Below are 22,759 nucleotides of genomic sequence, written 5' to 3'. Positions count from 1 at the left end.
TTTGGGGCAATTGTCTGTTGCATCGGGGGGTGCATGGCCGAGCCAGAAGACATCATGCCGGAGCTGCCCTTGCGGCCTGCATCGGAACGCAGCCAGGGAGCCGGAACGAATTGCGAGGCCCCTCCAGAACTGCACCTGAATCTGGTGGATAGCCTTCCCATCTCTATCATGGTCTTCAATGCGCAAGGCCGGGTGGTGTCCGTCAACCGCTGGCACGTCGAGATCTTCAATCACAACAAGCTGCCGGTCTCCTTTTTCCTGGGGCAGACCATGCACGAGCTGCCCGGCCTGAGAAGCGCCGGCGTGGCCGATGCCCTGGCCGTGGCGTTCCAGGGCAAGCGGGTGTTCATGGACGAGGTGCATGTGCCCCGCTTCGCCAGTGGCCGCAGCGGATACCAGCGCATTCGGTGCTTTCCGCTCTTCGAAAACAATGATCCTCAGGCGGCCATCTCCGGCGTGGTGCTGATCCGCGAGGATATTACCGCCCAGGTACTCAGCAAACGCCGGCTCCAGGAAGCGGAGGCCAAGTACCGCTCCCTCTTCGAAACCGCGCCGGTGGGCATTTTCATGACCACCATGGAAGGCAGATTCCTGGAGGTGAACCGGGCCATGGCGGCCATGATGGGCTACGACTCTCCCCGTGAGGTCATCGAGCACATCACCGACATTGCCAAAGAGTGCTATGTGCGGCCCGAAGAGCGCATCTCCTTGTTGCAGGAGATCCAACGCCGGGGCGGGGCGATTCTGGGCGTGGAAAGAGAGTTCAAACGGCGCGACGGCACTGTCTTTACCGCCACCCTGCACGCCCGCTGCATCGCAGACGAGCAAGGCCTTCCCCTCCGCCTGGAGGGCCTGCTCACGGATACCACGGCCCGGCGGCAGGCCGAGGAGGCCCTGCGGCAGGCCAAGCGCGAGGCAGAGAAGGCCAATACCGCCAAAAGTGCCTTTCTGGCCAGCATCAGCCACGACCTGCGTACGCCCCTGCATCACATCCTGGGCATGGCCGATCTGGCCGCCGCAGAAGCCACCAGCCCAAACCAACGGGAATATCTGCACCTGCAGCAGGCCGCCGGGGGCCACCTGCTGGCCCTTGTGGACGATCTGCTCGACCTCTCGGTCATTGAATCCGGCAAGCTCGAGCTCACCATCGCGCCTTTATCCCTGAAAGCCCTGATGGAGGATGTGCGCAACCTGTTCCAGATGCAGGCACAAGCCAAGTCCCTGGAGTTTTCCGTTTTTCTGGAACAGAATCTGGCCGACATCCGCCTGGGGGACAGCTTCCGGCTGCGTCAGGTGCTGGTGAATCTGGTGGGCAATGCCATCAAATACACCGTCAAAGGGTCTGTGCAGCTCTACCTGGGCGCTGACCCGGGCACCCCCGGCCGGCTGACGTTCCGGGTGCAGGACACCGGCCCCGGCATTCCCAAACGCAAGCAGCGTGAGATTTTCGCCCCATACGTCCGCCTGCAGCCCTCGGCCCGCACTGGCGGCACGGGGTTGGGCCTGGCCATTGCCCGCCGGCTGGTGCAGCTCATGGGGGGGGAAATCCTGTTGCACAGCGCCGTCGGCAAGGGATCAAGGTTTGAGCTTCTCCTGCCGCTGCCCGTGGCCCAGGCCCCGGCCGCGCCCATCGTGGCCAGCGCGCCCGGTGTTTCGGAGCAGGCCAGTTCCCGCCGGCCCCCCTTGCCCGGCACCCCCTCCACGCCCCTGCCGGAACACCTGCCGGCGCGGGTGCTTGTGGTGGAGGATGAGCCCGTCAGCCGGCTGTACAGCCGGACGGTGATGGAAAAAGCCGGCCTCCGCGCCGATACCGTGGCCGACGGCGCAGAAGCCCTGCAGCGCCTGACCGCCTATCACTATGATGCGGTCATGCTGGATATGCACCTGCAGGACATGGATGGCCTGGCCGTGCTGCGCAGCCTGCGAAACGCCGGCAACTCCTGGGCCACCCCTTCGGATGTTCCCGTGCTGGTGGTCACGGCGCTGGCCATGCGGGGCGACCGCAAACGCATCCTGGCCGCCGGGGCGAACGGGTATCTGGCCAAACCCGCCAGTGGCGCCCAACTGCTGGAAGCCCTGGCCAGATTGTCTGGTGCTGCCCCCTCTTCCTGAGGCGGCTGCAGCGCCCCGGCCAGCTGGGTGTCAGGCTTTGGCTGTGCGCCTGTGCCCCCACGCGCTGGAGGCCCGGGCCCGCCCGGAGCGTTCCGAATTCGTGTGTCGTCGTGGGGCCGCGTCTTGTTTTATGGAGATGTTGTCTGTTTTTTCAGACACTCGCCCTTCTCCGGCGGAGCCAGAACCATGTAACCGCCCTTCTGTCAGGCATTTTCTCCAATAAAGCGCTTGCATGGATTTTGCTAGCATGAGATTTTTGCCTTACTGTACTGTGAAACCCATTTCGCCGACCAACGGGATCCAGGGGAGGACTGCATGATCGACAATATCTCTGTCCAGACACGGGTGCTCTGTCTGCTCGGACTGATGCTGCTCAGCGTGGCCGGCGCCATGGTCCTCGCTTCCAGAGCCATGGACGAGATTGCCGACATTGGCGTGGTGGAGACTCAGAATACCATGCTTTCGGGGGAGCGGCAGAAAATCAAGGTGGCCACCGACGCCATGGCCGCATCCCTGGGGGATTTGCTCAAGGCCGTGCCCGAGGGCGAGGCCCGCATTGCATTCATTCGCCAGTCTGTGGACAGCTTCCGCTTTGAGGATGACCAATCCGGCTACTTTTTTGTCTATCAGGGTACGGTAAACGTGGCCCTGCCTCCCAAAAAAGAGCTCCAGGGCAAGGACCTGAAGGACACCAAGGACGTCAATGGCGTCTATTTTGTCCGCGATCTGGGCGAAAAAGCCGCGCGCGGCGGCGGGTTCGTGGAGTATATTTTTCCCAAGCCCGGCAAGGGGGACCAACCCAAGCTGGCCTATGCCGCCATGATCCCCGGCACGAACATCTGGATCGGCACCGGCATTTACATCGACAACGTCGAGGAAGCCAAGACCAGAATCCGTAACGACATCACCGCAGCCGCCAGCTCCTCGTTGCGATCCATCATCCTGCAGCTGGCCGTCTTCTTTTGTGTGCTGGTCCTGCCTGTGGCCGTGCTGCTGACCCGCAGTGTGGTGCGTCCCGTCAGGGAAGCCACCATCGCCGCCCAGGCCGTGGCCGCCGGCAAGCTGGACATCGTCATCACCCCCAAGGGGACCAGCGAAATGGGCCGGCTGCAGGCTGCCCTGCGGGACATGGTGGTGACCCTCAAAAAAAATCTGGCCGAAATCACCCAGCAAACCCGTTTGGCCGAGGAAAAAGCTGCCGCGGCTGAACGCGCCACCGAAGAAGCCCGGGCAGCCACAGCCCTGGCCGAACGTGCCAAGGCCGAGGGCATGCTGGATGCGGCCAACCGGCTCGATCAGCTCACCTCCCGTCTGGCCGCGGCCATGGAAGAAATCGCCGCCCAGTCCGACATCGTCCGCCAGAGCACCTCGCAACAGCAGGAACGCATCCACTCCACGGCCACGGGCATGGAAGAAATGCGCGCCACGGTGGTGGAGGTGGCCCGCAACGCCGCCGACGCCGCCCGGCAGAGCGCACAGACCCAGGACGAAGCCCGGCGCGGGGCGGACGTGGTCGGCAAGTCCATTGCCGCCATGAACGCCACCCGGCAGAAGGCCGAACTGCTCAAGGAATCCATGCGCCAGCTGGACCATCAGGCCAAGGACATCGGCTCTATCCTGACCACCATCAACGACATTGCCGACCAGACCAACCTGCTGGCCCTGAACGCCGCCATTGAGGCGGCCCGCGCCGGGGACGCCGGTCGCGGCTTTGCCGTGGTGGCCGACGAGGTCCGCAAGCTGGCCGAAAAGACCATGCAGGCCACCCGCGAGGTGGGCCAGAGCATCACGGCCATCCAGAACGCCGCCACCGGCAACGTGACCGGCATGGATGAAGCCGTGCAGGAAATTGTCCGTGCGGCGGAACTGGCCGACGAGTCCGGCAGCTCGCTTTCGGCCATTGTCCAGGCGGCCCAGACCACCGCCGGGCAGGTGCAGTCCATCGCCACCGCGGCTGAGGAGCAGTCTGCCTCCACGGAAGAAATCAGCCGCGCCCTGGATGAGATCAACCTCCTGGCCGAGGAGACGGCCACGCACATCTCCGGCACCACGGAGGTGCTGCACGAACTGGCCGAGCAGTCCAGCACCCTGACAAACCTCATTGAGAATCTCAAGCGCGAGAGCCAGGGCGCGTAAACCAGGCCCGGAGCCGCAGCCTTCATGCAACACGGGGAGCCGCATGCCGGGCTCCCCGTGTCTTTATGCGGCCCACATCGGGTGCCTCAATCCATACCCAGCACGGTGCGGGCCAGCACGAGCACCTCTGCCGGGCGGAAAGGCTTGGTCATGTATACGTCCGCCCCGACCTCCATGCCGCGCTGGGCGTCAAACTCCTGGCCCTTGGCCGTGAGCATGACCACGTATACCCCGTCCAGGGAAAGCTTGTTCTTGACCCAGTCGCACACGTCAAAGCCGTTCATGCGGGGCATCATCACGTCCAGAAAGACCAGATCGGGCAGCTCGTCCTTAATCAGCTGCAGCCCCTCTTCGCCATGTTCGGCGTAAAGGAGGATGACGCCTTCCTCTTCCAGGCTCTCCAGGGTTTCCTCAAGCAGCATGCGAATGTGCGGCTCGTCATCCACAATAAGCACCTTGCGCGGCCCCGCCGGGCGCGGGGCAGGCGCGGCAACCGCTGCCGCAGTGACGGCCTCCGGCCCTGGTCCGGGCGGCACCGCCTGGGCAGTGCCGGCAGCCATGTCCAGCGGCTCCCCGAACGGCGTCTGCTGCGGGGCGTCACCATCCAGGAAGAGCACCGGACCGCTGGCCTCCAGATCCTCGCACACCGCCAGGGAATCCACCTCCCAGATTTCCGGGCCTGCCTCGCCAGCGTCCGGCTGGTGCCAGTCCTTGCCGGTCAGCTCGGCATACAGGGCCAAGGCAGCCTCGTGGCGACCATCGCGCTGAAGCACGGCGGCCACATGCTCCAGGGCGTCCTCAATGCGGCCGGCCTTGCGATACAGCCGGGCCAGCACCACCCGCACCCCGGCATCATCCGGGTCCAGGGCCTGCGCTTTTTCGTAAATGGTCAGCGCCAGTTCCGCCCGCCCTCGCTGCAGCAGCACCTCCCCCACCGCCTGGTAGGGGTTCAACGCCCGGCAGCGGTGCCGGACCATGTTGCGAAACAGCGACTCTGCCTCGGCATTGTTCCCCCGCCAGACATACCCCTCGGCGGCCTTGTTCAGATAATGCGCGAACCGGGCCACATCCCCCTTGCGCTGCCAGGCGATGGCCAGCCCCCGGCACACTTCCGGAAACCTCCCGCGCATGGCCAGAATCTTGGAAAATGCGGCGATAGCCCGATCATGATCCCGGGACTTGAGCGCCTCGCGCCCTTCGCCAAAGAGTCGCCGGGCCTTGGCTGCAGGCGTCTCCTCGGGCTGGGATGGCGGCGGCGCCGGGGCGACGGCGGGCGGATCGACGGACAGTTCCGGAGAAAAAGAGGACGGCGGCGAGGGTCGCGTTGCCGACGACGACGGCGACGCCAACTGACTGGCCCCCCCCGATACGGGGGCTGATACCGGCGCCGAGACTGGAGGCGGCAGGTGGATCGGCATCAGCATCTCGGCCCCAGGGGCAAATGACGGGCCGGCGTGCGCGCTCATCTGACTGCCCGGCATTGCCGGCGCCACGGGCAACTCCCTCGCAGGGGGTGCAGGCGTCTGCTGCAGCTGGCTCTGCAGCCATTGCCGCCGGGCCGGCACTGCGGCCTCGGCCGCAGCCAGGACCATCCTGTGCAGTTTTTGCGAAGAAAACTGCCGCGGCAGCACCGTGTCGATCCCCATGCTGCGCAGTTGCTGCATGGGTTCCGCATCCGCTCCCGGTGCGGCCGACACATGCACAATGCAGGGAATGCGCAGACCCTCCGGCTGGCGCAGGAACTGCCAGACTTCGGCAGAATCCGCCATCAGGCTGCTCCATCCCAACAGCACCAGATCCGTTTCGGCTTCTGCGGCGGCCAACGACCGGGCCACACTGCCCGCTGTGCCGGAATCCACCGGCACCGGCCGGGCAGCCATGCCACAGCAGACCACAAGGTTGCAGAGAATCTTCTGAAGAACGGGCTGCTCTTCAATGACGAGCACCCGAAGGCGCGGCAGATGTTGCATGCGAATCCTTCTTCCGACACATCGGACTTGCTGCCCCCCGGCGGCTCCTGTTACCTAGCAGCAGAATACGTAGATTTGGTGACAACTCGTCTCACGTCCTCCGCATCCGCCATGCCAAACAGCCACTCCCCCCACACCCCGCTTCGCCTCCTGCACGTCATCACCGGCCTCAACCCCGGTGGTGCGGAAACCATGTGCGTGGCCCTGGCGTGCGCCCTGGCCCGGCATACTTCGCCGACCTTCGAGCAGACCGTCGTCAGCCTGCTGCCCGAAGGCCCCCTGGCCGAGCCCCTGCTCCGGGCTGGAATCCCTGTGGTTTCCTGCACCATGCGCCGCGCCTGGGACGCGCCGGCCAGTCTGCTGCGCCTGCATGAGGCCCTGGGCTTCTTCCGTCCCCATGTCGTCCAGAGTTGGATGTACCATGCGGATTTCATGACGGGAATAGCCCTGCGGCTGCGGCGCCGAGGACCGGATGGCGCACCGGCTCTGTTGTGGGGCGTACACAACGGCTCCCTGGAGCCCGCCGTGCTGCCGGCCTCCACCCGCCTCATCATCCGGCTGCTGGCCTGGGCTTCCTCCTGGATCCCAGATGCTGTGGTCAGCTGCGCCCAGGCTGCCGCCACGGCACACCGGGCCGCCGGGTACCGACCCACCCGTTGGGAGATCATCCCCAACGGCGTGGAGACGGACCGCTTTCGCCCCGATGCGACCTTGCGCCACGAGACCCGCCGCACCTGGGGCATTCCAGGGACCGCGCCCGTGCTGGGACTGGCCGCGCGGGACCATCCGGTCAAGGATCTGCCCACCTTTTTCCGCGCTGTGGCCCCGCTTCTCCAGCACGAGCCAGACCTGCGCTGCGTCTGCTGCGGTCCGGGGCTGACGGCGGACAACTCCCGCCTGCGCGCTCTCTTCGGGGAACTGCACCTGGGCGAGCGCTGCCTGCTCCTCGGCCCACAGCAGGACATGCCACGCTTCTGGAATGGCGTTGATGTGGCCGTCTCCAGCTCCCGGGGCGAGGCCCTGCCGCTGGGGCTGGCCGAGGCCATGGCCTGCGGGGTGCCGGTGGTCGCAACCGATGTGGGAGACACGGCGCAACTCGTCGGCAGCACCGGCGCCATTGTGCCAGCCGCCAACCCCAGGGCCCTGGGCGAGGCCATCCGGCGGATGCTGACGCTTCGCCCCCCCGGACAGCTGGGACAGGCCGCCCGTGCCCGCATCCTTGAACTGTACAGTCTGGAAACCTGCGCCGCCCGCTACGCGACGCTGTACGCCACAATGGCAGGTTGCCGATGAGCCTTCCGCAGTCGTCCGAAACCGCTGTCACTCTTGCAGTGCAGGAGGAAACGCGGTAGGAATCTGGATCAATTCACGAACGCTTCACAAGGAGCGAGCATGGCTGATCCCAAGGAATTCACCCTGTTCAGTGGCGGCGCGGCTGGCGCGGAAGCCTGCTTTGGCGAACTGGCCGCCCAGTACGGCCTGGCTGAAGTCAACTTCACTTTCGACGGGCACCAGCTGGCCCGCACCCACGGCGCACGCATGCTCACCCCCGAGGAGTTGGCCCGCAAGGACGTGAGCCTGGCGTACGTCTCCAAGCTGCTCAACCGCCGGTTCACCAACGCCCCCCTCATGCGCAAGGTGCTGCAGACCATCATGCATATGGTTGAAAGCGGCCACGAGATCTTCGTCGTCGGCACCATTCAGGACGACAACACCGTCAAGGGCGGCACCGGCTGGGGCGCGGAGTTCGCCAAAATCTGCAACAAACCGCTGTACGTGTACGGCCAGGGCCGCAACTGCTGGTTCAAGTGGGATGGCGATGTCTGGCAGGCTGTGGAAGCGCCGGTCGTCACTGCCCGGCATTTCTGCGGCACGGGCACCCGTTTTCTGGAAGACCAGGGCCGCAAGGCTATCGAGGATCTCTTCACCCGGTCCTTCCGTTAGCAGATCCGCCTCGCGCATCGCGTGTACCATGCAAAACGCCCGCGGGAGCAGCACTCCCGCAGGCGTTTTCCATTCCAGGCCCAGCTCCCGGCTTGATTTCCGGGTGCACAAACACCGCGCTAGCTGCGGGCCTTCAGTTCCAGGCGGGCCACCACGGCGGCCGCGGCTTCCTGGGTATAGGCCTCAGGCGAAAGCGCCTCTTTGCGGGCCGGCGCAATGACCAGCTCCGGCAGGTTCTGCAGCGCCTTGCGCGGGAAGATCTGATAGTCCATGGGGAAGGAATCCTCAAAATACATCCGCTGAAAATCGATGAACTTCAGGGAATGCGCCGTGGCGTCCAGAATGGCCAGCTCGCCGGGCTCCAGGATGCCCTTGGCCTTGGCCTCGATGAGCCCGGCCAGACACTCCCCGCCCTGGGTGCAGACAATGTGCCCATGGCGATTGGCCCGCAACATGCCTTCAATGACCGCCTGCTCCGTCACCTGCACCACCTGGAAGCTGCCGCTGCCGGCCACCTTTTCGTACTGCTCCTGATAGTGCCTGACCCGCGGGAAGGACACGGGATTGCCGATCATGGCCGCCTGGGCCACGCTGGGCTGCACGGCCACGGCCTTGTACTCACGCGTGGCCGGATCCTGCGCATAATACTTGTAAACAGGATCCGCATGGTGCGACTGCACGCCCACAATGCGGGGCAGGTGTTCAATGATGCCCAGCCGATGCAATTTAAGGAATCCGGCCATCACTGCAGTGATGTTGCCGGCGTTGCCGATGGGAACAAAGATTGCGGTATTGTCCATGTTCCAGTCGCGCCACTGGGCCACTTCAAAGGCATAACTCTCCTGCCCCAGGATGCGCCAGGCATTCTTGGAGTTCAGCAGGGCCACACGATAGCGTTCTGCAAGGTGCTCCACCACCTTCATGCAGTCATCGAATACGCCGGGAATCTCCAGCACCACGGCCCCGCTGCCCAAGGGCTGGGCAATCTGCTGGGCCGTCACCTTGCCTTGCGGCAGCAGCACCACGCTTTTGAGCGGTTCGCCCACGTACGCGGCATAGAGCGCGGCAGCTGCGGAGGTGTCGCCGGTGGAGGCGCAGATGGTCAGCACCTCATCCCAGTTATTGATGCGAACCAGATGCTTGAGCACGCTGAAGGCGCAGGCCATGCCGCGGTCTTTGAAGGAGGCGCTCGGATTCTGGCCGTCATGTTTGAAGGCGAAAGGGTGGCCGACAAGGTCGGTCAACTCGGCATTGGCCGGAATGGTCGGCGTCAGCCCCTCGCCGAGGCACACGATGTCGCCATCTTCAAGAATGGGGGCCATCAATTCGTAATAACGGAATATGCCGCGCAATTCCGGGCGCTTGGTGGCGGCACGGGCGTCAAAGAGATCCCGCCAGTCCTGGGCTGTAGTCTGCTGCAAGGAATCAAAGGTGGTGTCTTCGAGAATAAAGACGCCGCCGCAGGAAGGGCAGGTGTAGAGCAGCTCATCCACGCCGTACACCGCCTCGCAACCCAGACAGCGGTATTGCATCCGACCGCGATACTGCGGAAACATGTAGAAATCGCTGGAGAAATACATGAACTATCCCGTGGTGCCAAAAGGTGGAAAGGCGAAACAATCTCAGCTGGAAACAATACCTTCGGCCGTACCCGGACGCAAGCGCGAAAATTCCTCAAATTTCCCGTTGACATCCCCAGGCCAAATCCGTAAACACCTCTTTCTGCACGGGGCTGTAGCTCAGTTGGGAGAGCGCTTGAATGGCATTCAAGAGGTCGTGGGTTCGATTCCCTCCAGCTCCACCAAATTTCCTAAGGGTTTCGGTTAATTACCGGGACCCTTTTTTCTTGGTTTAGGGCGGATTTTCGCCGTGTGTCCGCTATGTGTCCGCCGGGACAGTGGGCTGTACGCCAGCGATTGCTTTTATCACAACCTGCACGTGCTTTTATCACCTCCTGTTGCGGGATGGATTATGCACGGCATGGTGTTTGCTCAGTTTCCCATCCCCTCTTCCGCCTGTCTGATCCGGTCTGCCGCCAGGGCTGCGTACTCTGGTGACAGCTCCACGCCCACGAACTGCCTGCCGGTCTCGATGCAGGCCAGGGCCGTGGTGCCGCCGCCCAGGAACGGGTCCAGGACGGTGCCGCCCTCGGGCGTTACAGCTAGCAGATCCTTGATGAGCGGGATGGGTTTGCTGGTCAGGTGCACCTTGGCGGCGGTGTTGACCGCGTGGCGGAAGATGCCGGGCAGGCAGCGATCGTGCACCCGCTGAAACGGCGGCTTGACCGCATACACCACATATTCGGCGTCCCGTCTGAACTCCCCGAGCATGGGGCGGGCGCTGGGTTTGTGCCAGATAACCAGGCCGCGCCATTCCCAACCCGCGGCCTGGACCACGTCCGAGGCCAGGGGCAGTTGCCGCCAGTCCGTGAACATAAGCAAGGGTGCGCCAGGCCGGGCGATGCGCCAGCACTCTGCCAGCCAGAGCGTGGCCCACAGGGCGTAACTGCGCTGGTCTTTGCTGTCGCCCAGCATGGCTGGGTAGCTCTTGGCAGTCCCGGTGTTTTGATATTTCGTCGCCGGATCACGCCGCCGGGCGCTCGCATGGGTGCCGCCGCTGGAATACGGCGGGTCTGTCACCACGGCATCCACCGAGGCCGCCGGCAGGTCCCGCAACACCGTGACCGCCTCTCCTTGAAACACTTTGCCATTGTCAAAGATCATCCGCACTTGCCTGCTCCCGTTGGAGCCTCTCGGGCCTCTTGCCTGGGGCTCGCGGCCCGCACGTGATTCATGGCCCCGCAGCGGGGGCATTTGATGGCGAGGTTCAGGGCTTCGCCTTTGGCCAAGAGTTTATTGCACTGTCCGCATCGGATTTGGTCCATATCCCTGCTTGATTGTTGGGCCTTGGGCCTGCTACCCATGCGGCGTCCGGGGGTACGCTCTGGACTCCGCATGGCGCAGCGGCCTCGGCCGTGGTCCGGTGTTGTCGCACCGGGCCGGTGGGGTGTGTCACCACCCCGCCTGCGCCTCCGTTTTGGCGGGCGTTAACGCGCTGTTAACGCCCGCAACTCATCTCACCTCATGCCAGCACCTGTGCGGCCCGCTCGCTGGTCAGCACCCCGGCCTGTACGGCCACAGCCAGGCCGGCCTGGGTTTGGGCGTCGTCCAGGTCGATTTCCGCGGCCGCTAGAACCAGGTCCGTGAAGTACATCACTTCCGGGAGGCTGCTGGTTTTGGCCGTGGCCCATTCCTGGGGCGACAGGCGGCGGATGAATTCGACCCGCGTCAGGATGCGCGAGCGGTCCATGGGTTCGGGCTCGGTCGTGTCGGGCTCTGGCTCCGGCTCTGGAATGGCCTCCAGGATCCAGGCCCCGCCGGCCTCCCCATTCTCCCCGGCTTCCCCGGCCTCCCAGCGCGCCCGCTGGCCCTCAGGGATGGCCGGCGGGGGTGTTTCCACACAGCCGGCCGGGATGAGCCATACGCCAGGCTCCAGGGGCGATTCGTCGGCCACCGCCTCGCCGAGGTAGTAGCCGGCGGCGTCTAATTGGTACACGATCACAAGAGGCTCCTTTTTAAGAGTTTCTTGGGGAAACTGAGTTTCCCCAAACCCCTTCCAACTATGGGTTCACGCACAACACTTGCCTTTCCTTCCCCCCCTATCCGGGGGGTTCGGGGGGACGGTGTTCCCCCGAGAGCCGTTTCTTTTGTGCCGTTTCCTCAGTATTTCACGCAGTACAGCAGCGCGATGTTGCGGGGCCTGGCCTCGGACGCGCCGTTGGCCGCAATGGAGATGCCGGTGACGCTGAATTCGCTGACACTGTTGACGCCGAACAAATAGTTGCCGACGCTGGTCATCACCTGGTTGGCGGGGGTGCTGCCGGGGTTGTAGCCGCTGTAGTTGGTGGTGTGCCGGTGTGATGGATCATTCACTCCATGGGAGTGCGAGAGGTTGGCCGAGGCCTGGGCGCTGCCCAGCGTGCGCCCGGCGTCGGCCCCGCGCCCGTCATCCCAGCCGCGCACGAACTCGCCGCGCAGGTCCGGCAGATTGAAGGTGGTGGAGCCGTCGCCCGCGCCGAATACCGTGCCGATGGCCGCGAACAGGGCGGCATAGGTGGTGCGGCTGATGGCCGCGCCGTTGCATTTGAGCCAGCCCGCCGGCGCGGCGGCCATGGCGAAGGCCAGCACCGCGCCGGCGGGCAGGATGGCGGCCAGTGCCGTGGCGGCGGCTTCGGCAGTGGCCACGGCGACGGCCACGTCCTGCCGGGCCTGGTCCACGCAGGCGGCCACATCGGCCTGGGCCTGGGCAATGGCCGCGGCCAGGTCCGCCGTCAGCTGGGCCTGGGCGGCGTCCACCTCGGCCAGCTTGGCGTCCACGGCCGCGCCCCAGGCGGCCAGGGAATCGGTCACGGTGCCGTTCCAGGCCTCCAGGTTGGCGTTGCCCACCTCGATGAGGGCGTCCAGGTCCGCGGCCAGATCGTCCACCAGGGGGATGACGGCGGAGTTGATGCGTTCCAGGCCGGCGTTTTGCAGCTCGGCCACGGCGGCCTCCCAGTCCACCTTGAGCTGCTCCAGCTCATGGAGCCGGCGGACCAGGCTGTAAAAGCGCCGGTTCAGTTCCTCGGCACTGAGGGGCGTCTTGCCGTCGATGAAGACGAATTTTTCCAGGTCCAGCGTCATTGCGGCCTCCTACAGCGCCACGTCCATGCGCTGGGCCACGTGGAAGCAGCTCAGGGGCGTGGTGGTGGTGCCTTCGATCTGGATCTTGTAGGAGGCGATGCCGTCCGGGACTTCCGGAGAGGTGGGGGTGAAGGTCACGGTGCGGCGGATGGTGGTGGCGTCCAGGGCCTGATCCTGCACCGTGCCGGTGTAGGTTTCCGCGCCACTGCGCAGTTTGACCTCGCAGGTGTGCTTGGCCGCGTCCCAACCCTCCAGACGCAGGATGACCTGGATTTCCGCGCTGGGTTGGGTCAGCGCCCGTTCGGTGGAAATGTGCCGGAAGGAGGTCCCGGCGCGCCTGGCCCGCAGCTTGCTGCCGGAGCAGCCCAAGGCCGGCATGACGTCGGAAGAGCCATTGAACACGGCCCGCAGCCGGCACATGGCCGGCAGGCCCAAGAGGCCGTCGGTGGTGCCGTCCACCAGGCGCACCCATTCGGCACTACCGCTGGCCTGGTATTCCAGGGTCAGGTCCGTGGCGTCGGGCACGATGGCCTCGTGCAGCAAGGAAAAGACGGCGATGCCGTCGGACAGGGAGACCGGGGTCAGGTCCAGCACCGTGCGCGGGTTCTTGAACTGGGCATAATACAAGGAGAACATCAGATCCTTGGTGAAGTCGCCCTGGAAGTATTCGCCATCGGTGGAATAAAACAGCGTGCCTTGGCTGTACTGGGTGCCCGAGACCAGGGCCACATAATGGTTGCCGCCGGTGACCAGCACCAGGGCGTAGCGCCGGCCGTTTTGCAGGTACACGGGTTCGGCGAACTCGAAACGCGTCTCGCTGCCGAGCTTGATGGCCTCGGGCTGGACCACGGCCCGGCCGATGGTCCGGTGGTGGTTGGGCAGGCCGTTCAGGGTGTCCATCAGATAGAGATAGACCGGGCCGGTGGAGGCCTTGGCCGTGAAGGTCAGGCCCACGCCGGTCAGCCAGCCGTTGGAGCTGTTCAGGAAGGTCTGGGCGTTGGTCGAGCCGTTGACGCTTTCGGTCACCGAATCGATGACCGTGTACTGCTCCTGCCAGGTGTGCACCCAGACCTGCCGGCCCTGGGTCAGCTCATGGCCCGGCGCGCCGCCCGCGCCCCAGGCCTCCATGTAGGTGGCATCGCCCAGGGTGACGCCCGCGGGCACCGCGCCTTCAAAGACCTCTTCGACCACCCGCGCCTGATCCACCTCGGCCCAGTACTGACCATTGGTACAAGATTGCCACGTGGGCGAGTACTCGATGCGCCGCCGGGTGCGCGTGCACTGGCGGGTGGTCACGGTCTGGAACTGGTACTGGCTGAGCGCCAGGCTGCCGGATTGGCCCGTCAGCTGCACGCGGGGCACCACCTCGTAGGCCGGCAGGATCAGGCCGTTGTGGTCCTTGACGCTCGTATCGTTGGGGTTGAAGGGGGCCAGCTGCATCTCGGTTTCCCCGGCCCAGGGGAAGCGCGCCCCCATCTGCACCAGGGCGTGGAACTCGGGATTGGTGGTGTCGGATTCGTCCTTGACCAGGAAATTATCCGCCTCATACTCCATGAACGTGGCCGGGAGCGCCAGCTTGTCCCGGATCACGGCCACTTCGGCGGCCAGCTGGGCCAGCAGGGGGCTGGTGGACTGGCTCTTGATCAGGGCGGCCAGGGCGGCCAGGTCGCTCATGATGGCGGCCAGTTTGGGGCCGGCCTCGGCAATCCAGGCGGCGTTGGCCAACGTGCTCTGCCAGACGTCGAAGAGGCGCATGAGCCGGGTGTTGTCCGCAATGCGCACCTCCTGAATGCCCGAGACAGTGAGGAGCACGGCGGCCACCTCGGTGTAGCCCGTGGGCGCCACGGGCTGCTGCGGGTCCGTGGACTCCAGGCCCGGCGTGACCAGCACGGCGATGGTCCGGGCGCGCTCCATGGCCACCACGCTGGGCTCGGTCTGGCCGCTTTGCAGATCGATGAGGAAATCCCGCGGCTGCAGGTCGGTTTCCACCTCCTGGCCGATGACGGACAGGGTCAGCCAGCGGGAATCCTGCAGGGGCAGGTGGCTGAAAATGCTGATGGTCTCGGCCTGATCCTTGCGGTAGATGATGCCGGCCTGGCCGTCCCAGAGGCGGCCGGCGGCCATGTCCAGCTCCGTGGCGCTCTTCTTGGAAACGGTCAGCCCGACGAACATGCGCTCGGCGGTGATGGCGTCCATGACCAGATGCTGGTGCATCTCATCCATGAAGGTCTGGGTGTTATTCAAATCAGCGGCCTGGAACTCCTGGCGGTCCCGGAAGACAACGAATCGGGATGGCATGTTAGACAACCTCCAGTTGTCGCTCGCCCACCACCGTCGCGCCGGCCTTGAGGCTGGCGCTGCAGGTCACGGTGCGGCGGTTGGTGATACGGACGTCAATTTTGTCCGAGAGGCGCACGGCCTCGCGGCCCACGCGGCGCATGCGGTCAATCCAGCCCTGGGCGTCCACGGTGGCCAGGAAGCGCCGGCCGGAAAAATGGCGGCCCACAAAGGCCACGTGGCGGGACTGCGGCCGGAGCAGGTCCACGGCGGCCTCCCCGTGATGCGCCGGGAAGCCGCCCAGGCGGAAGGCCCCCAGGAACAGGGAGGCGTCGCGGGCCGGGAAGGCGTTGCGGGCCGGGTCGAAGAGCCTGGTGCGCCGGTAGATGCGGTCCGCGGCGCGGCTGGCGTGGGGAAAGCACCTGGCCAGGCAGGCCCCGCCCTTGTCGGGAAAGACGTCTGTCCAGCGATTGCCCAGGAAGACCACCTGGCTGCGGTGGCCGGGCTGGGCCACCAGCTCGTAGCCCACCCGCACGGGCTCCAGGGAGGGCTGCACGGCCAGCGCCCGGCGGCGGTCCAGCTCATCGGCATACGGCGCGGCCTGCTCCAGCAGGTAGTAGCGTGATGCGGCGTCCAAGTTTGCCAGGAAGCCATGGAGCAGCCCGCCGCACATGACGGCGCGGCCACGGCTGTCTCCGCGCCCGGCATCGCCCGGCAAGGCCACCTGCACCGTGCGCGTGGCCTGGCGCTCCAGGCGCTGGCGCTCGGTCTGCAGGCTGTGCAGGGGCGTTTCCCGTGCCGTTTTGGGATCATACAGCGTCACCTGATCGCCGATGCGCAACAGGGCATCGCCCCGCGCCAGGAACCGCGCCCGGCCATATCCGAACGTGTCCCCCACATGCGCCCCCACGGCCACCCCGGCATGCCGGTACGGGTAGACCCGCACTTCCGGATGCGGGGCCAGCCAGGCGGCCCGCTCGTCCGCCGTCAGGCTGCCGCCCAGATAGCTCTTGGTGGGCGGCGAGGCGGCGAGCAAGTTACGTTTCAGGAAGGTGCGGAAATAGAGGGCCAGGCCGGCCTTGGTGCCCTTGAGGCGGTGGAATTCCACAAACCGCCGCGTGACCTCCAGGCGTTCCGGGGTGGACTCCAGCAGGTCATACAAATCCACGTGCCAGCCCCAGGCCACGGCGTCGAGGACCTGGCCGCCCAGGCGCTGGGCATAGCCGGACAGGTCCGCATAAATGTCCAGCAGGTCAATGGCCGCAGTCACCCCGGCCAGCTCGCCCTGCACGGCCGCGGCCGAGGTCTGGATGGTCGGGTCCGCGGCGATGGAGCCGGGCAGCAGGTCCGCAAGGGCCAACTCTCTGATGGAGGTCTTGACGGCAGGCGTCATGCTTCCATCCCTCCGAAGACCACTTGCATCTCATCCACCTGGGCCACCTCCCAGGCGGCCAGGGCGCGGGGGGCGGGACTGGTCACCTCCACCCGCGTGGCCCCGGCGTCCATCAAGAGCGCCGTCAAGCGGCTGGGGTTCAGGTCCCGCCCAAGCTTCGCAGCCTGCCAGGTGACGTACTCCTGGGCCGCCTGGGCCACGCGGGCCGTGATGGTCCCGGCCTGGGCCGCCTGGGCCGGGTCCAGCCACCAGGTGGCCGCCACGCCATAGGCCACGGCCACGGGCGTGCACACCTGGACGATGTCCGTCAGCGGCCGGACGTCCTCACGGTTCAGGGCCGCGGCAATGGCCGCGATGACCTCGGCCGCGGGCAGCGCCCCGCCGCACAGGGGATAGACGTCCACCTGGCCCGGCGAGGGCGAGACCACGGCCACGTCCGTCACCCCCTGGTGAGCGGACAGGGCGTGGTAGCGGTAGGCCTCGGCCGGGCCGCAGATGCCCAGGGCCTCCGGGGCCAGCTGGACGCGGACCCGGAAATGGTCGTCAGACTCGCCATCGCAGCCGCCGTAGGACGGGGTGACGTTGGCCACGCGGTCCACGTAGGCGATGGGTTCCACCATCTTGTTGATCTGCCCCGGCACAAAGCCGTTGCCCACCGCGCCGGCCGCGCTGCAGGTGGCCACGCCTTCGGCGGCCAGCTGGCCGGGGGCGATGACCAGCGTTTCGGCCAGCACAAACACGGCCGCATCCGCGCCATTGCCGGCCACGGCCCGCGCCCCCGCCGGCACGGCCACGGCCCATTCCAGGGGAGCCACCAGGCTGTAGCGCAGGGTGGTCCGGGCCGGCTGGGACGGCAGGCGCACCGTCTGCAGCAGCTCGCCCAGGGCGTCCAGGTACGGCCCCGAGGCGTACCGGACCAGATTCTGCTTGGCCGTCCAGTCGATCAAAAAGCGCTGGTGCGACAGGGTGTAGGCCACGCTCTCCAGGAACAGGCGCACGGGGTCGCCGGGATAGAGCGTCTTGCCCGCGGCCAGTTCATAGGCGGCCATGACCTCGGCCTGCACCCGGCTGGGGTCCGTATCCACGAACATGAGCTCGCTCATAGCGCCCCTGCCTTGATGGTGATGGTGACCACGGGAAAAAACGCGCCGTCAGCATTGGCGGCCTGGTCCGCGGGCAGCTCGATGCGTTTGACCCGCACCCGCGGTTCATGGCGCTCGATGGCCTCTGCCAGGCTGGCCATGGCCCGCGCCGCGCCCATGGGGCCGGGCTGGTCGATGTAGCTGCCGTCCCCGGCAAAGGTGCGGTCCAGGACCACGCTGCCCAGATGGGTCAGGATGATCAGCTGCACGCACTGCATGATATCTTCCACGCCCGTGGCCCCGATGAGCAGCGCCTCGGGCCGGCTGCGCAGGATAAGCGTCGTTTCCATGCCCATCTTAATGGTGTTCCTTCAGAGACAGGTTCACCCGCAGCACCTGAGGGCGGCCCCGGCCATCCGTGCGCAGGCGGGTCTCGGACAGGCTCTCCAGGACATAGCGCCCCCACAGCTCGCCCCCCAGCACCAGATAGTGCGGCGCGCCGCCGTCCTGCAGGCCGCGCAGGTGTTGCAGCTCCTCGGCGGGGTCGCACCAGGGGGCGCAGAGCAGGATGTCCAGCCGGGACGTTTCCAGGCCGTAGCCCAGCCACTGCAGCCGGGCCTTGCCGTCCACCACGGCATGCTCGGCAAACTGCACCTTGCGTTCCCGGGAACAGGCTTCCCAGGTGCGGATGGTCTCGCTGGAAACCTCAAAGGCCACGCTGCCCAGGCTGCCGACGTTCATTGCCCACCCCCGCCGTCATCAATCTTTTCCGACCAGATGCCTTCCTCCAGCAAATCTTTGCGAAAGGCGGCCTGGGACATGGCCCCCATGATCAGCACCTGCGGGGCGTTCAGGACGATCATCCGCGGGGCCTCGATCACCACGTAGCCCTCGCCCTTGAGCGCCCGCCAGTCCTCGGCTGCCGGTGGTTCCGGCGGTTCCGTGGGCAGCTGTTTTTCTTCCTTCAATTTGATGAGCAGGTTTCCTTCAACAATGCGCAGGGTGCACAGGTCGCCCTGCAGCTGCTCGTCAATACCGCCACCCTCCGCAGCACCCTGGACGTGCCGAAACAGCCGGTGGGACCGGCGGTCATACCCGGTTCTTGAACCGTCCTTGAAGGCCCGTTCCTGGACGTCCGCCCCGCCCGCCGCGGCCAGGGCCGGCACCGGGTCCGGCCCGGAAAAGATGGAGCCCAGGTAGACGCCCTGTTCCTGGCCATACGGCAGGGACAGGATCACGCCCTGGTCGCCCACGTCGGGCAGCCAGGCGTCCTGGTCCGCCGTGGCCTTGCGGCAGAGCACGGGCACGGTGTGCGTGACCAGGCCGTCCTGATCCTGCATCTGCACCCGCACCCGGTGCCGGGCCGGCTCCAGGCCCACCACCAGACCAATGCGGATGACGTGGTTGGTCTCGCCCCGCTGGCGGTGCAATGCGTCCATCAAGGTGCCCAGCATGATAGCCTCAATAGTTGAGCGTTTTGCGGATGGAGATGGAGGTGGTGTAGCCGGCGGATCGGTTCAGGGTGTGCGTGGCCGTCTCCACCATCCAGGCGCCGTCAAAGCGCCCCCAGCCCTGGACCTGCACCACCAGGCCGGCGTACAGGCGCGGGTCGCCCATCAGGTCCAGGCTGCCCGTCCATTCTTTCTGATTGGCCTGGCGCAGTTCGTTGGCCGCCACGCGCTCGGCCTCGGCCTGGCTCTCCACCCGCGTGTTGATCTTGAGCGTATGGCCCACCTGTTTGTCTGTTTCGGCCCGTTCCGGGGCGCAGCCTGCGGACTTGAGGGCCTTTTCCTCGGGCTCCCAGTAGTCGCACGAGGCGTCGCCGTAGGTTTCGGAGGATTGCGTGGAAAACTGGAAGCGGCTCACGGCCGTCACCCCGCGGGCAATGGCCAGGCTGGGCGGCTGGGCGTCGGCCTCTTTGGCCGACCGGATCACCAGCCGGTCTTCGCAGACCTTGACCGTCAGCCCCTGGCGCTCGGCCACGCGCTTGATCAGGGCCAGGTCGCTTTCCTGGCGCTGGTCCAGGCGCACAAAGGCGCATTCGTCCCCCTCATAGTGCAGGGCGAGCCCATGTTCCGTGGCCAGATCCCCGGCCACGGTCTTCAGGGATGCGTGCTCCCAGGCCCGGCTTTTGGCCTCGCGCCTGAGCGGCGTATCCACCGCCGCGGACACGGCCCGCACCCGGACCACATCCGGCGGGCCGCTCAAATCAATCTGGTCGATGGTGAAGCTGCCGCAGGCAAGCTCCAGGCTGTCCCCGTCCGCAAACCAGTTGCGGCACTGGATGGCCGCGCGCAGGCGGTCGCCCTTGTCGGGCATCCAGCCCATGGCCCAGGCGTGGTCCCGATCCTCGAATTCCAGCTGCAGATCATCGGCCTGGCCGTGGGCGTTGTCCGTGTAGGTCACGGACAGGCAGTACGGGGCCACGTCCTGACTGACGTCCGCCAGGTCCGTCTTGGATGCCGAGGCCTGGGCCATGAGGGACAGGACGGCGTGGCGGGATAAAGAAGTGGAAGGAAAGGACGGGGGAACTGAGTTCCCCCGCGCCCCCTCCCATTGGGTGGACGTTTGGGTGGACGCCGTGGAAGAAGTGGATGAAGCCGAAGGGTTGCCTTCGGGCGTCTGCTGCGGCGCGGCCACGGGCACGGCGTCCGCCCGCTCGGAGGCCGAAAAGGAAAACGGCTCCCGGCTGCCGGTGGCAGGCGTGGTCCCTTCGGATTTGGAAAAGGAAAAGTCGCTCACCGCCGCCTCCTACCGCCGCCATGGCGGGCGGGTGTCCGCCGTGGTCAGTTGGGTGCCGGCCGGCAGCTCGGGCACCGTGAGCACCACCCCCGGCCCGAAGACCACGGCCTCGCGGTGGGCCGGGTTGGCGGCCAGCAGATGATGGAAGAGCGTCTCCCGGCCCCAGAGCCGGAAGGCGACCAGGTCCCACATGTCCCCCTGCTGGGTGGTGTAGGTGCTAGGCATAGGACAGCCTCCGCTCCTGGTGGAGCAGCTCCCGGATCAGCCGGGCCAGGGCCTCCTTGTCTTGCGCCAGGGCCTGGGCCAGGCCTCCGGCCGCGTCCTGTCCCGTGCCCTGTCCCGAGCTCTGCACGGTGATCTGCGGGGCATAGTGGATGGTCAGGCCGCCGGGGCTTCCTGCCCCGCCGGCTGCTCCCGGGCCAGCCGGCACGGCTGCGCCGCTGCCCGCCGCATCACCAGTCGCCGCCCCCATTGCACCACCTGACGCGGGGTCAAGGAGCGCTGCAACCGCGCCCAGGTGTTGCCCCAGGGGATCCACCAGCGGCCCGGCCCCGGCACCCTGGATGCCGGCACCCAGGGTGCGCACAAGCATGCCGCCCTGGTGCGTCACGTTGGAGAGTGGCCCTTCCTTGGCATCAGATCGATTGAATAAGCTTGGAATTTTGGACAGCACGCCCTTGACGGCGTCATAGGCCGCCCCCCCCATACTGGTGATGCCCGAAATAAAGGTATCGATCAGCCGCCGCCCGGCCCCGGACAGGTCCAGGGTGGAGAGGTACTGCAGCGCCTGGCCCAGTGAGGTCTCAATCTTCCCGGGTACCCCTGCCAGACTGGCCAGGGCCGAATCCCACATGCCGGTTACACTTTTGCCCAGCCCGCTAAAAAATCGCCCCACTCCGGCCCAGGCATCCTGGATGCCCTGCACGACACTGAACACCGCATACACACCCCAGTCGATGAGATTCACCCACCCCGAGATGGCTGCGCCCAGGGTCTGCCCCACGGCCTGCCCCCAGGTCCGCGCTCCTTCCGAGGCCTGCATATTCGCTGGTCCACCAAAAAGATCACCCAGGAAATTGGTCACACTGGAAAACGCGCTCTTGACCGGGGCCAAGGCCTCCCCCCAAGCAGAGAGCGCCTTGCCCACGCTCTCGAGGGCTGGACCAGCCTCATCCTTCAGGCCTTGCCAGACACCCTGAAAAAAACTCTTGAGCGGTCCCCAGTGTTGGTAGACCAGGTACCCAAGCCCCGCCAAGGCGAGCACCGGCAGGAGCGCAGGACTCAGCGCCAGGAGCCCGGCCTTAAGACCGGAGAGCGCTGCCCCGACAGACCCCAGCGCCGGCACAGCTCGGGTCAGGGAAGACAGCCCCCCGGCGGCCGAGGCCAGGCGCATGGTCTGCAACAGGGCGAGGCCCGCGCGCAGCGAATGCAAGGGGCCGGTGACAAAGGTCAGGGCGTAGCCAAGGCCGATTGAAGCCACCTTGAAGGCCATCAGTCCTGCTACCGCGCCCACAACCACCTTGGTCAGTTCAGGATGCGCATTGGCAAAGGTGTCCACAGCGCTGGCCGCTCTGGTCAGGATCGCAGTCGCCCCCCGCACCACCGGCGCAAGCACATTGCCAATGCTGATCGCCAGGGACTCCGTGGCGCTCCCCAAGGCCTTAAACTGCCCCATCAGCGTTTCCTGCTGCTTGCGGGCTACTTCGGCCGCGGCCCCTTCCTCCTTGATTTGTTCGATAAACGCCTGCAGCTCTCCGGAACTGGACTTGTTCATCAGTTCCGTGGCCGCAGCCAGGGCTTCCACGCCGAATATGGTGGAAAGCACATCCGCGCGCTGGGCCGTCCCCAGGCCCCGCTTGGTCATGGCGGCGTTCATTTCCGCCAGGATGGTCGGCATATCCCGCAGGTTGCCTTTGGCATCTTTGGCATGTACGCCCAGCCGCTGCATCATTTTCGCGGCTTCCTTGGGCGGCGAGGCCAGACGGGCGTACATGGCCCGCATTGCCGTACCAGCCTCAGAGCCCTGGATACCCACGTCCCCCAGCTTGCCGGCCATGGCCGCCACAGTCTCTACCCCCACCCCGAGACTTTTGGCCACCGGGGCCACATACTTCATGGTATCGCCCAGCATCGCGAGCGAGGTATTACTGGACGTGAAGGTGTTGGTCATCACATCGCCCAGGTATCCCATCCGCTCGGCCGGCAAACCAAACCCGGACAGAATATTGGAGGCGATATCCGCAGCCTGGGCCAGATCAATATTGCCGGCTGTCGCCAAATCCAGCATGCCGGGCATGGCGGCAATTATGTCGTTGGCCTTGAATCCGGCCATGGCCAGATACTGCATGCCACCTGCGGCTTCCGAGGCGCTCCAGGCCGTGGTGGCCCCCAGCTCCCGGGCCGTGGCTGTCAGACGCCTGAACT

At 66.1% G+C, this 22,759-nt stretch carries 19 protein-coding genes and 1 tRNA gene; 5 read left to right on the top strand and 15 right to left on the bottom strand.

Annotation, left to right across the window (positions count from 1 at the left end; all coding sequences use genetic code 11):
* Positions 1–33: 33 nt before the first annotated feature.
* Together ACYQ00_RS18385 and ACYQ00_RS18380 are read left to right on the top strand one after the other, a co-directional pair.
* A complete protein-coding gene (locus ACYQ00_RS18385) occupies positions 34–2,112 on the top strand; it encodes an ATP-binding protein (RefSeq protein WP_460033522.1) in 2,079 nt (692 codons plus the stop codon).
* Between the two features lie 315 nt (positions 2,113–2,427).
* Entirely contained in the window at positions 2,428–4,248 is a 1,821-nt protein-coding gene (locus tag ACYQ00_RS18380; protein ID WP_460033521.1) for a methyl-accepting chemotaxis protein, read from the top strand.
* Positions 4,249–4,334: 86 nt separating this feature from the next.
* On the opposite strand, the gene ACYQ00_RS18375 is transcribed toward ACYQ00_RS18380, so the two are convergent.
* Positions 4,335–6,218 (bottom strand): response regulator, encoded by a 1,884-nt coding sequence (locus tag ACYQ00_RS18375; RefSeq protein WP_460033520.1) that lies wholly within the window; start codon positions 6,216–6,218, stop codon positions 4,335–4,337.
* Between the two features lie 111 nt (positions 6,219–6,329).
* Here ACYQ00_RS18375 and ACYQ00_RS18370 point away from each other — a divergent pair, with 111 nt between their 5' ends.
* Together ACYQ00_RS18370 and ACYQ00_RS18365 are read left to right on the top strand one after the other, a co-directional pair.
* Entirely contained in the window at positions 6,330–7,511 is a 1,182-nt protein-coding gene (locus ACYQ00_RS18370; protein WP_460033519.1) for a glycosyltransferase, read from the top strand.
* Positions 7,512–7,610: 99 nt separating this feature from the next.
* Positions 7,611–8,162 carry a hypothetical protein gene (locus ACYQ00_RS18365; RefSeq protein ID WP_460033518.1) on the top strand — a complete coding sequence of 184 codons (552 nt, stop codon included), beginning with the start codon at positions 7,611–7,613 and terminating at the stop codon, positions 8,160–8,162.
* A 119-nt stretch (positions 8,163–8,281) separates the two neighbouring features.
* On the opposite strand, the gene thrC is transcribed toward ACYQ00_RS18365, so the two are convergent.
* Complete coding sequence (gene thrC, locus ACYQ00_RS18360; RefSeq protein ID WP_460033517.1) at positions 8,282–9,742, bottom strand: threonine synthase; 1,461 nt, start codon at positions 9,740–9,742, stop codon at positions 8,282–8,284.
* A 148-nt stretch (positions 9,743–9,890) separates the two neighbouring features.
* Here thrC and ACYQ00_RS18355 point away from each other — a divergent pair.
* Positions 9,891–9,966, top strand: a tRNA-Ala gene (locus tag ACYQ00_RS18355).
* 187 nt (positions 9,967–10,153) lie between these two features.
* On the opposite strand, the gene ACYQ00_RS18350 is transcribed toward ACYQ00_RS18355, so the two are convergent.
* From ACYQ00_RS18350 to ACYQ00_RS18290, 13 genes are all read right to left on the bottom strand, one after another.
* On the bottom strand, positions 10,154–10,885 hold the full coding sequence (locus tag ACYQ00_RS18350; protein ID WP_460032469.1) for a DNA-methyltransferase: 732 nt from the start codon (positions 10,883–10,885) through the stop codon (positions 10,154–10,156).
* Complete coding sequence (locus ACYQ00_RS18345) at positions 10,882–11,046, bottom strand: Com family DNA-binding transcriptional regulator (RefSeq protein ID WP_460032546.1); 165 nt, start codon at positions 11,044–11,046, stop codon at positions 10,882–10,884. The genes ACYQ00_RS18350 and ACYQ00_RS18345 overlap by 4 nt, the downstream gene beginning before the upstream one ends.
* Before the next feature lie 197 nt (positions 11,047–11,243).
* Complete coding sequence (locus ACYQ00_RS18340; RefSeq protein ID WP_460032471.1) at positions 11,244–11,723, bottom strand: hypothetical protein; 480 nt, start codon at positions 11,721–11,723, stop codon at positions 11,244–11,246.
* A gap of 158 nt (positions 11,724–11,881) precedes the next feature.
* The gene (locus ACYQ00_RS18335; protein ID WP_460032472.1) at positions 11,882–12,841 is read right to left on the bottom strand and encodes a tail fiber protein; all 960 of its coding nucleotides are present in this window, start codon (positions 12,839–12,841) and stop codon (positions 11,882–11,884) included.
* A gap of 9 nt (positions 12,842–12,850) precedes the next feature.
* Positions 12,851–15,139 carry a hypothetical protein gene (locus tag ACYQ00_RS18330; protein WP_460032544.1) on the bottom strand — a complete coding sequence of 763 codons (2,289 nt, stop codon included), beginning with the start codon at positions 15,137–15,139 and terminating at the stop codon, positions 12,851–12,853.
* 1 nt (position 15,140) lies between these two features.
* Positions 15,141–16,511, bottom strand: coding sequence for a phage tail protein (locus ACYQ00_RS18325; RefSeq protein ID WP_460032474.1), 1,371 nt, complete (start codon positions 16,509–16,511; stop codon positions 15,141–15,143).
* Positions 16,508–17,614, bottom strand: a complete 1,107-nt coding sequence (locus tag ACYQ00_RS18320) for a baseplate assembly protein (RefSeq protein WP_460032475.1) — start codon at positions 17,612–17,614, stop codon at positions 16,508–16,510. The genes ACYQ00_RS18325 and ACYQ00_RS18320 overlap by 4 nt, the downstream gene beginning before the upstream one ends.
* Positions 17,611–17,949 (bottom strand): GPW/gp25 family protein, encoded by a 339-nt coding sequence (locus ACYQ00_RS18315; RefSeq protein WP_460032476.1) that lies wholly within the window; start codon positions 17,947–17,949, stop codon positions 17,611–17,613. Before ACYQ00_RS18315 ends, ACYQ00_RS18320 begins: the two co-directional genes overlap by 4 nt.
* 1 nt (position 17,950) lies before the next feature.
* The gene (locus ACYQ00_RS18310; RefSeq protein ID WP_460032477.1) at positions 17,951–18,334 is read right to left on the bottom strand and encodes a phage tail protein; all 384 of its coding nucleotides are present in this window, start codon (positions 18,332–18,334) and stop codon (positions 17,951–17,953) included.
* Entirely contained in the window at positions 18,331–19,047 is a 717-nt protein-coding gene (locus ACYQ00_RS18305; RefSeq protein WP_460032478.1) for a phage baseplate assembly protein V, read from the bottom strand. The genes ACYQ00_RS18310 and ACYQ00_RS18305 overlap by 4 nt, the downstream gene beginning before the upstream one ends.
* Before the next feature lie 7 nt (positions 19,048–19,054).
* Positions 19,055–20,335 (bottom strand): phage late control D family protein, encoded by a 1,281-nt coding sequence (locus ACYQ00_RS18300; protein ID WP_460032479.1) that lies wholly within the window; start codon positions 20,333–20,335, stop codon positions 19,055–19,057.
* Positions 20,336–20,344: 9 nt separating this feature from the next.
* A complete protein-coding gene (locus tag ACYQ00_RS18295; RefSeq protein ID WP_460032480.1) occupies positions 20,345–20,560 on the bottom strand; it encodes a tail protein X in 216 nt (71 codons plus the stop codon).
* On the bottom strand, positions 20,553–22,759 hold a 2,207-nt coding region (locus tag ACYQ00_RS18290), incomplete at its 5' end, for a phage tail tape measure protein (RefSeq protein WP_460033516.1). The genes ACYQ00_RS18290 and ACYQ00_RS18295, both read right to left, overlap by 8 nt.

This window comes from Megalodesulfovibrio paquesii (assembly GCF_054653055.1).
Note: the sequence above shows the minus strand (reverse complement) of the source record. Positions and strands in the feature narration are given on the sequence as shown.

Bases quoted from the DNA above. Each gene is read 5' to 3' on its own strand.
- ACYQ00_RS18335 (WP_460032472.1), bottom strand. From the start codon at position 12,841: ATGACGCTGGACCTGGAAAAATTCGTCTTCATCGACGGCAAGACGCCC.
- ACYQ00_RS18375 (WP_460033520.1), bottom strand. From the start codon at position 6,218: ATGCAACATCTGCCGCGCCTTCGGGTGCTCGTCATTGAAGAGCAGCCC.
- ACYQ00_RS18350 (WP_460032469.1), bottom strand. From the start codon at position 10,885: ATGATCTTTGACAATGGCAAAGTGTTTCAAGGAGAGGCGGTCACGGTG.
- ACYQ00_RS18380 (WP_460033521.1), top strand. From the start codon at position 2,428: ATGATCGACAATATCTCTGTCCAGACACGGGTGCTCTGTCTGCTCGGA.
- ACYQ00_RS18325 (WP_460032474.1), bottom strand. From the start codon at position 16,511: ATGACGCCTGCCGTCAAGACCTCCATCAGAGAGTTGGCCCTTGCGGAC.
- ACYQ00_RS18385 (WP_460033522.1), top strand. From the start codon at position 34: ATGGCCGAGCCAGAAGACATCATGCCGGAGCTGCCCTTGCGGCCTGCA.
- thrC (WP_460033517.1), bottom strand. From the start codon at position 9,742: ATGTATTTCTCCAGCGATTTCTACATGTTTCCGCAGTATCGCGGTCGG.
- ACYQ00_RS18305 (WP_460032478.1), bottom strand. From the start codon at position 19,047: ATGCTGGGCACCTTGATGGACGCATTGCACCGCCAGCGGGGCGAGACC.
- ACYQ00_RS18365 (WP_460033518.1), top strand. From the start codon at position 7,611: ATGGCTGATCCCAAGGAATTCACCCTGTTCAGTGGCGGCGCGGCTGGC.
- ACYQ00_RS18320 (WP_460032475.1), bottom strand. From the start codon at position 17,614: ATGAGCGAGCTCATGTTCGTGGATACGGACCCCAGCCGGGTGCAGGCC.
- ACYQ00_RS18345 (WP_460032546.1), bottom strand. From the start codon at position 11,046: ATGGACCAAATCCGATGCGGACAGTGCAATAAACTCTTGGCCAAAGGC.
- ACYQ00_RS18310 (WP_460032477.1), bottom strand. From the start codon at position 18,334: ATGAACGTCGGCAGCCTGGGCAGCGTGGCCTTTGAGGTTTCCAGCGAG.
- ACYQ00_RS18370 (WP_460033519.1), top strand. From the start codon at position 6,330: ATGCCAAACAGCCACTCCCCCCACACCCCGCTTCGCCTCCTGCACGTC.
- ACYQ00_RS18315 (WP_460032476.1), bottom strand. From the start codon at position 17,949: ATGGGCATGGAAACGACGCTTATCCTGCGCAGCCGGCCCGAGGCGCTG.
- ACYQ00_RS18295 (WP_460032480.1), bottom strand. From the start codon at position 20,560: ATGCCTAGCACCTACACCACCCAGCAGGGGGACATGTGGGACCTGGTC.
- ACYQ00_RS18330 (WP_460032544.1), bottom strand. From the start codon at position 15,139: ATGCCATCCCGATTCGTTGTCTTCCGGGACCGCCAGGAGTTCCAGGCC.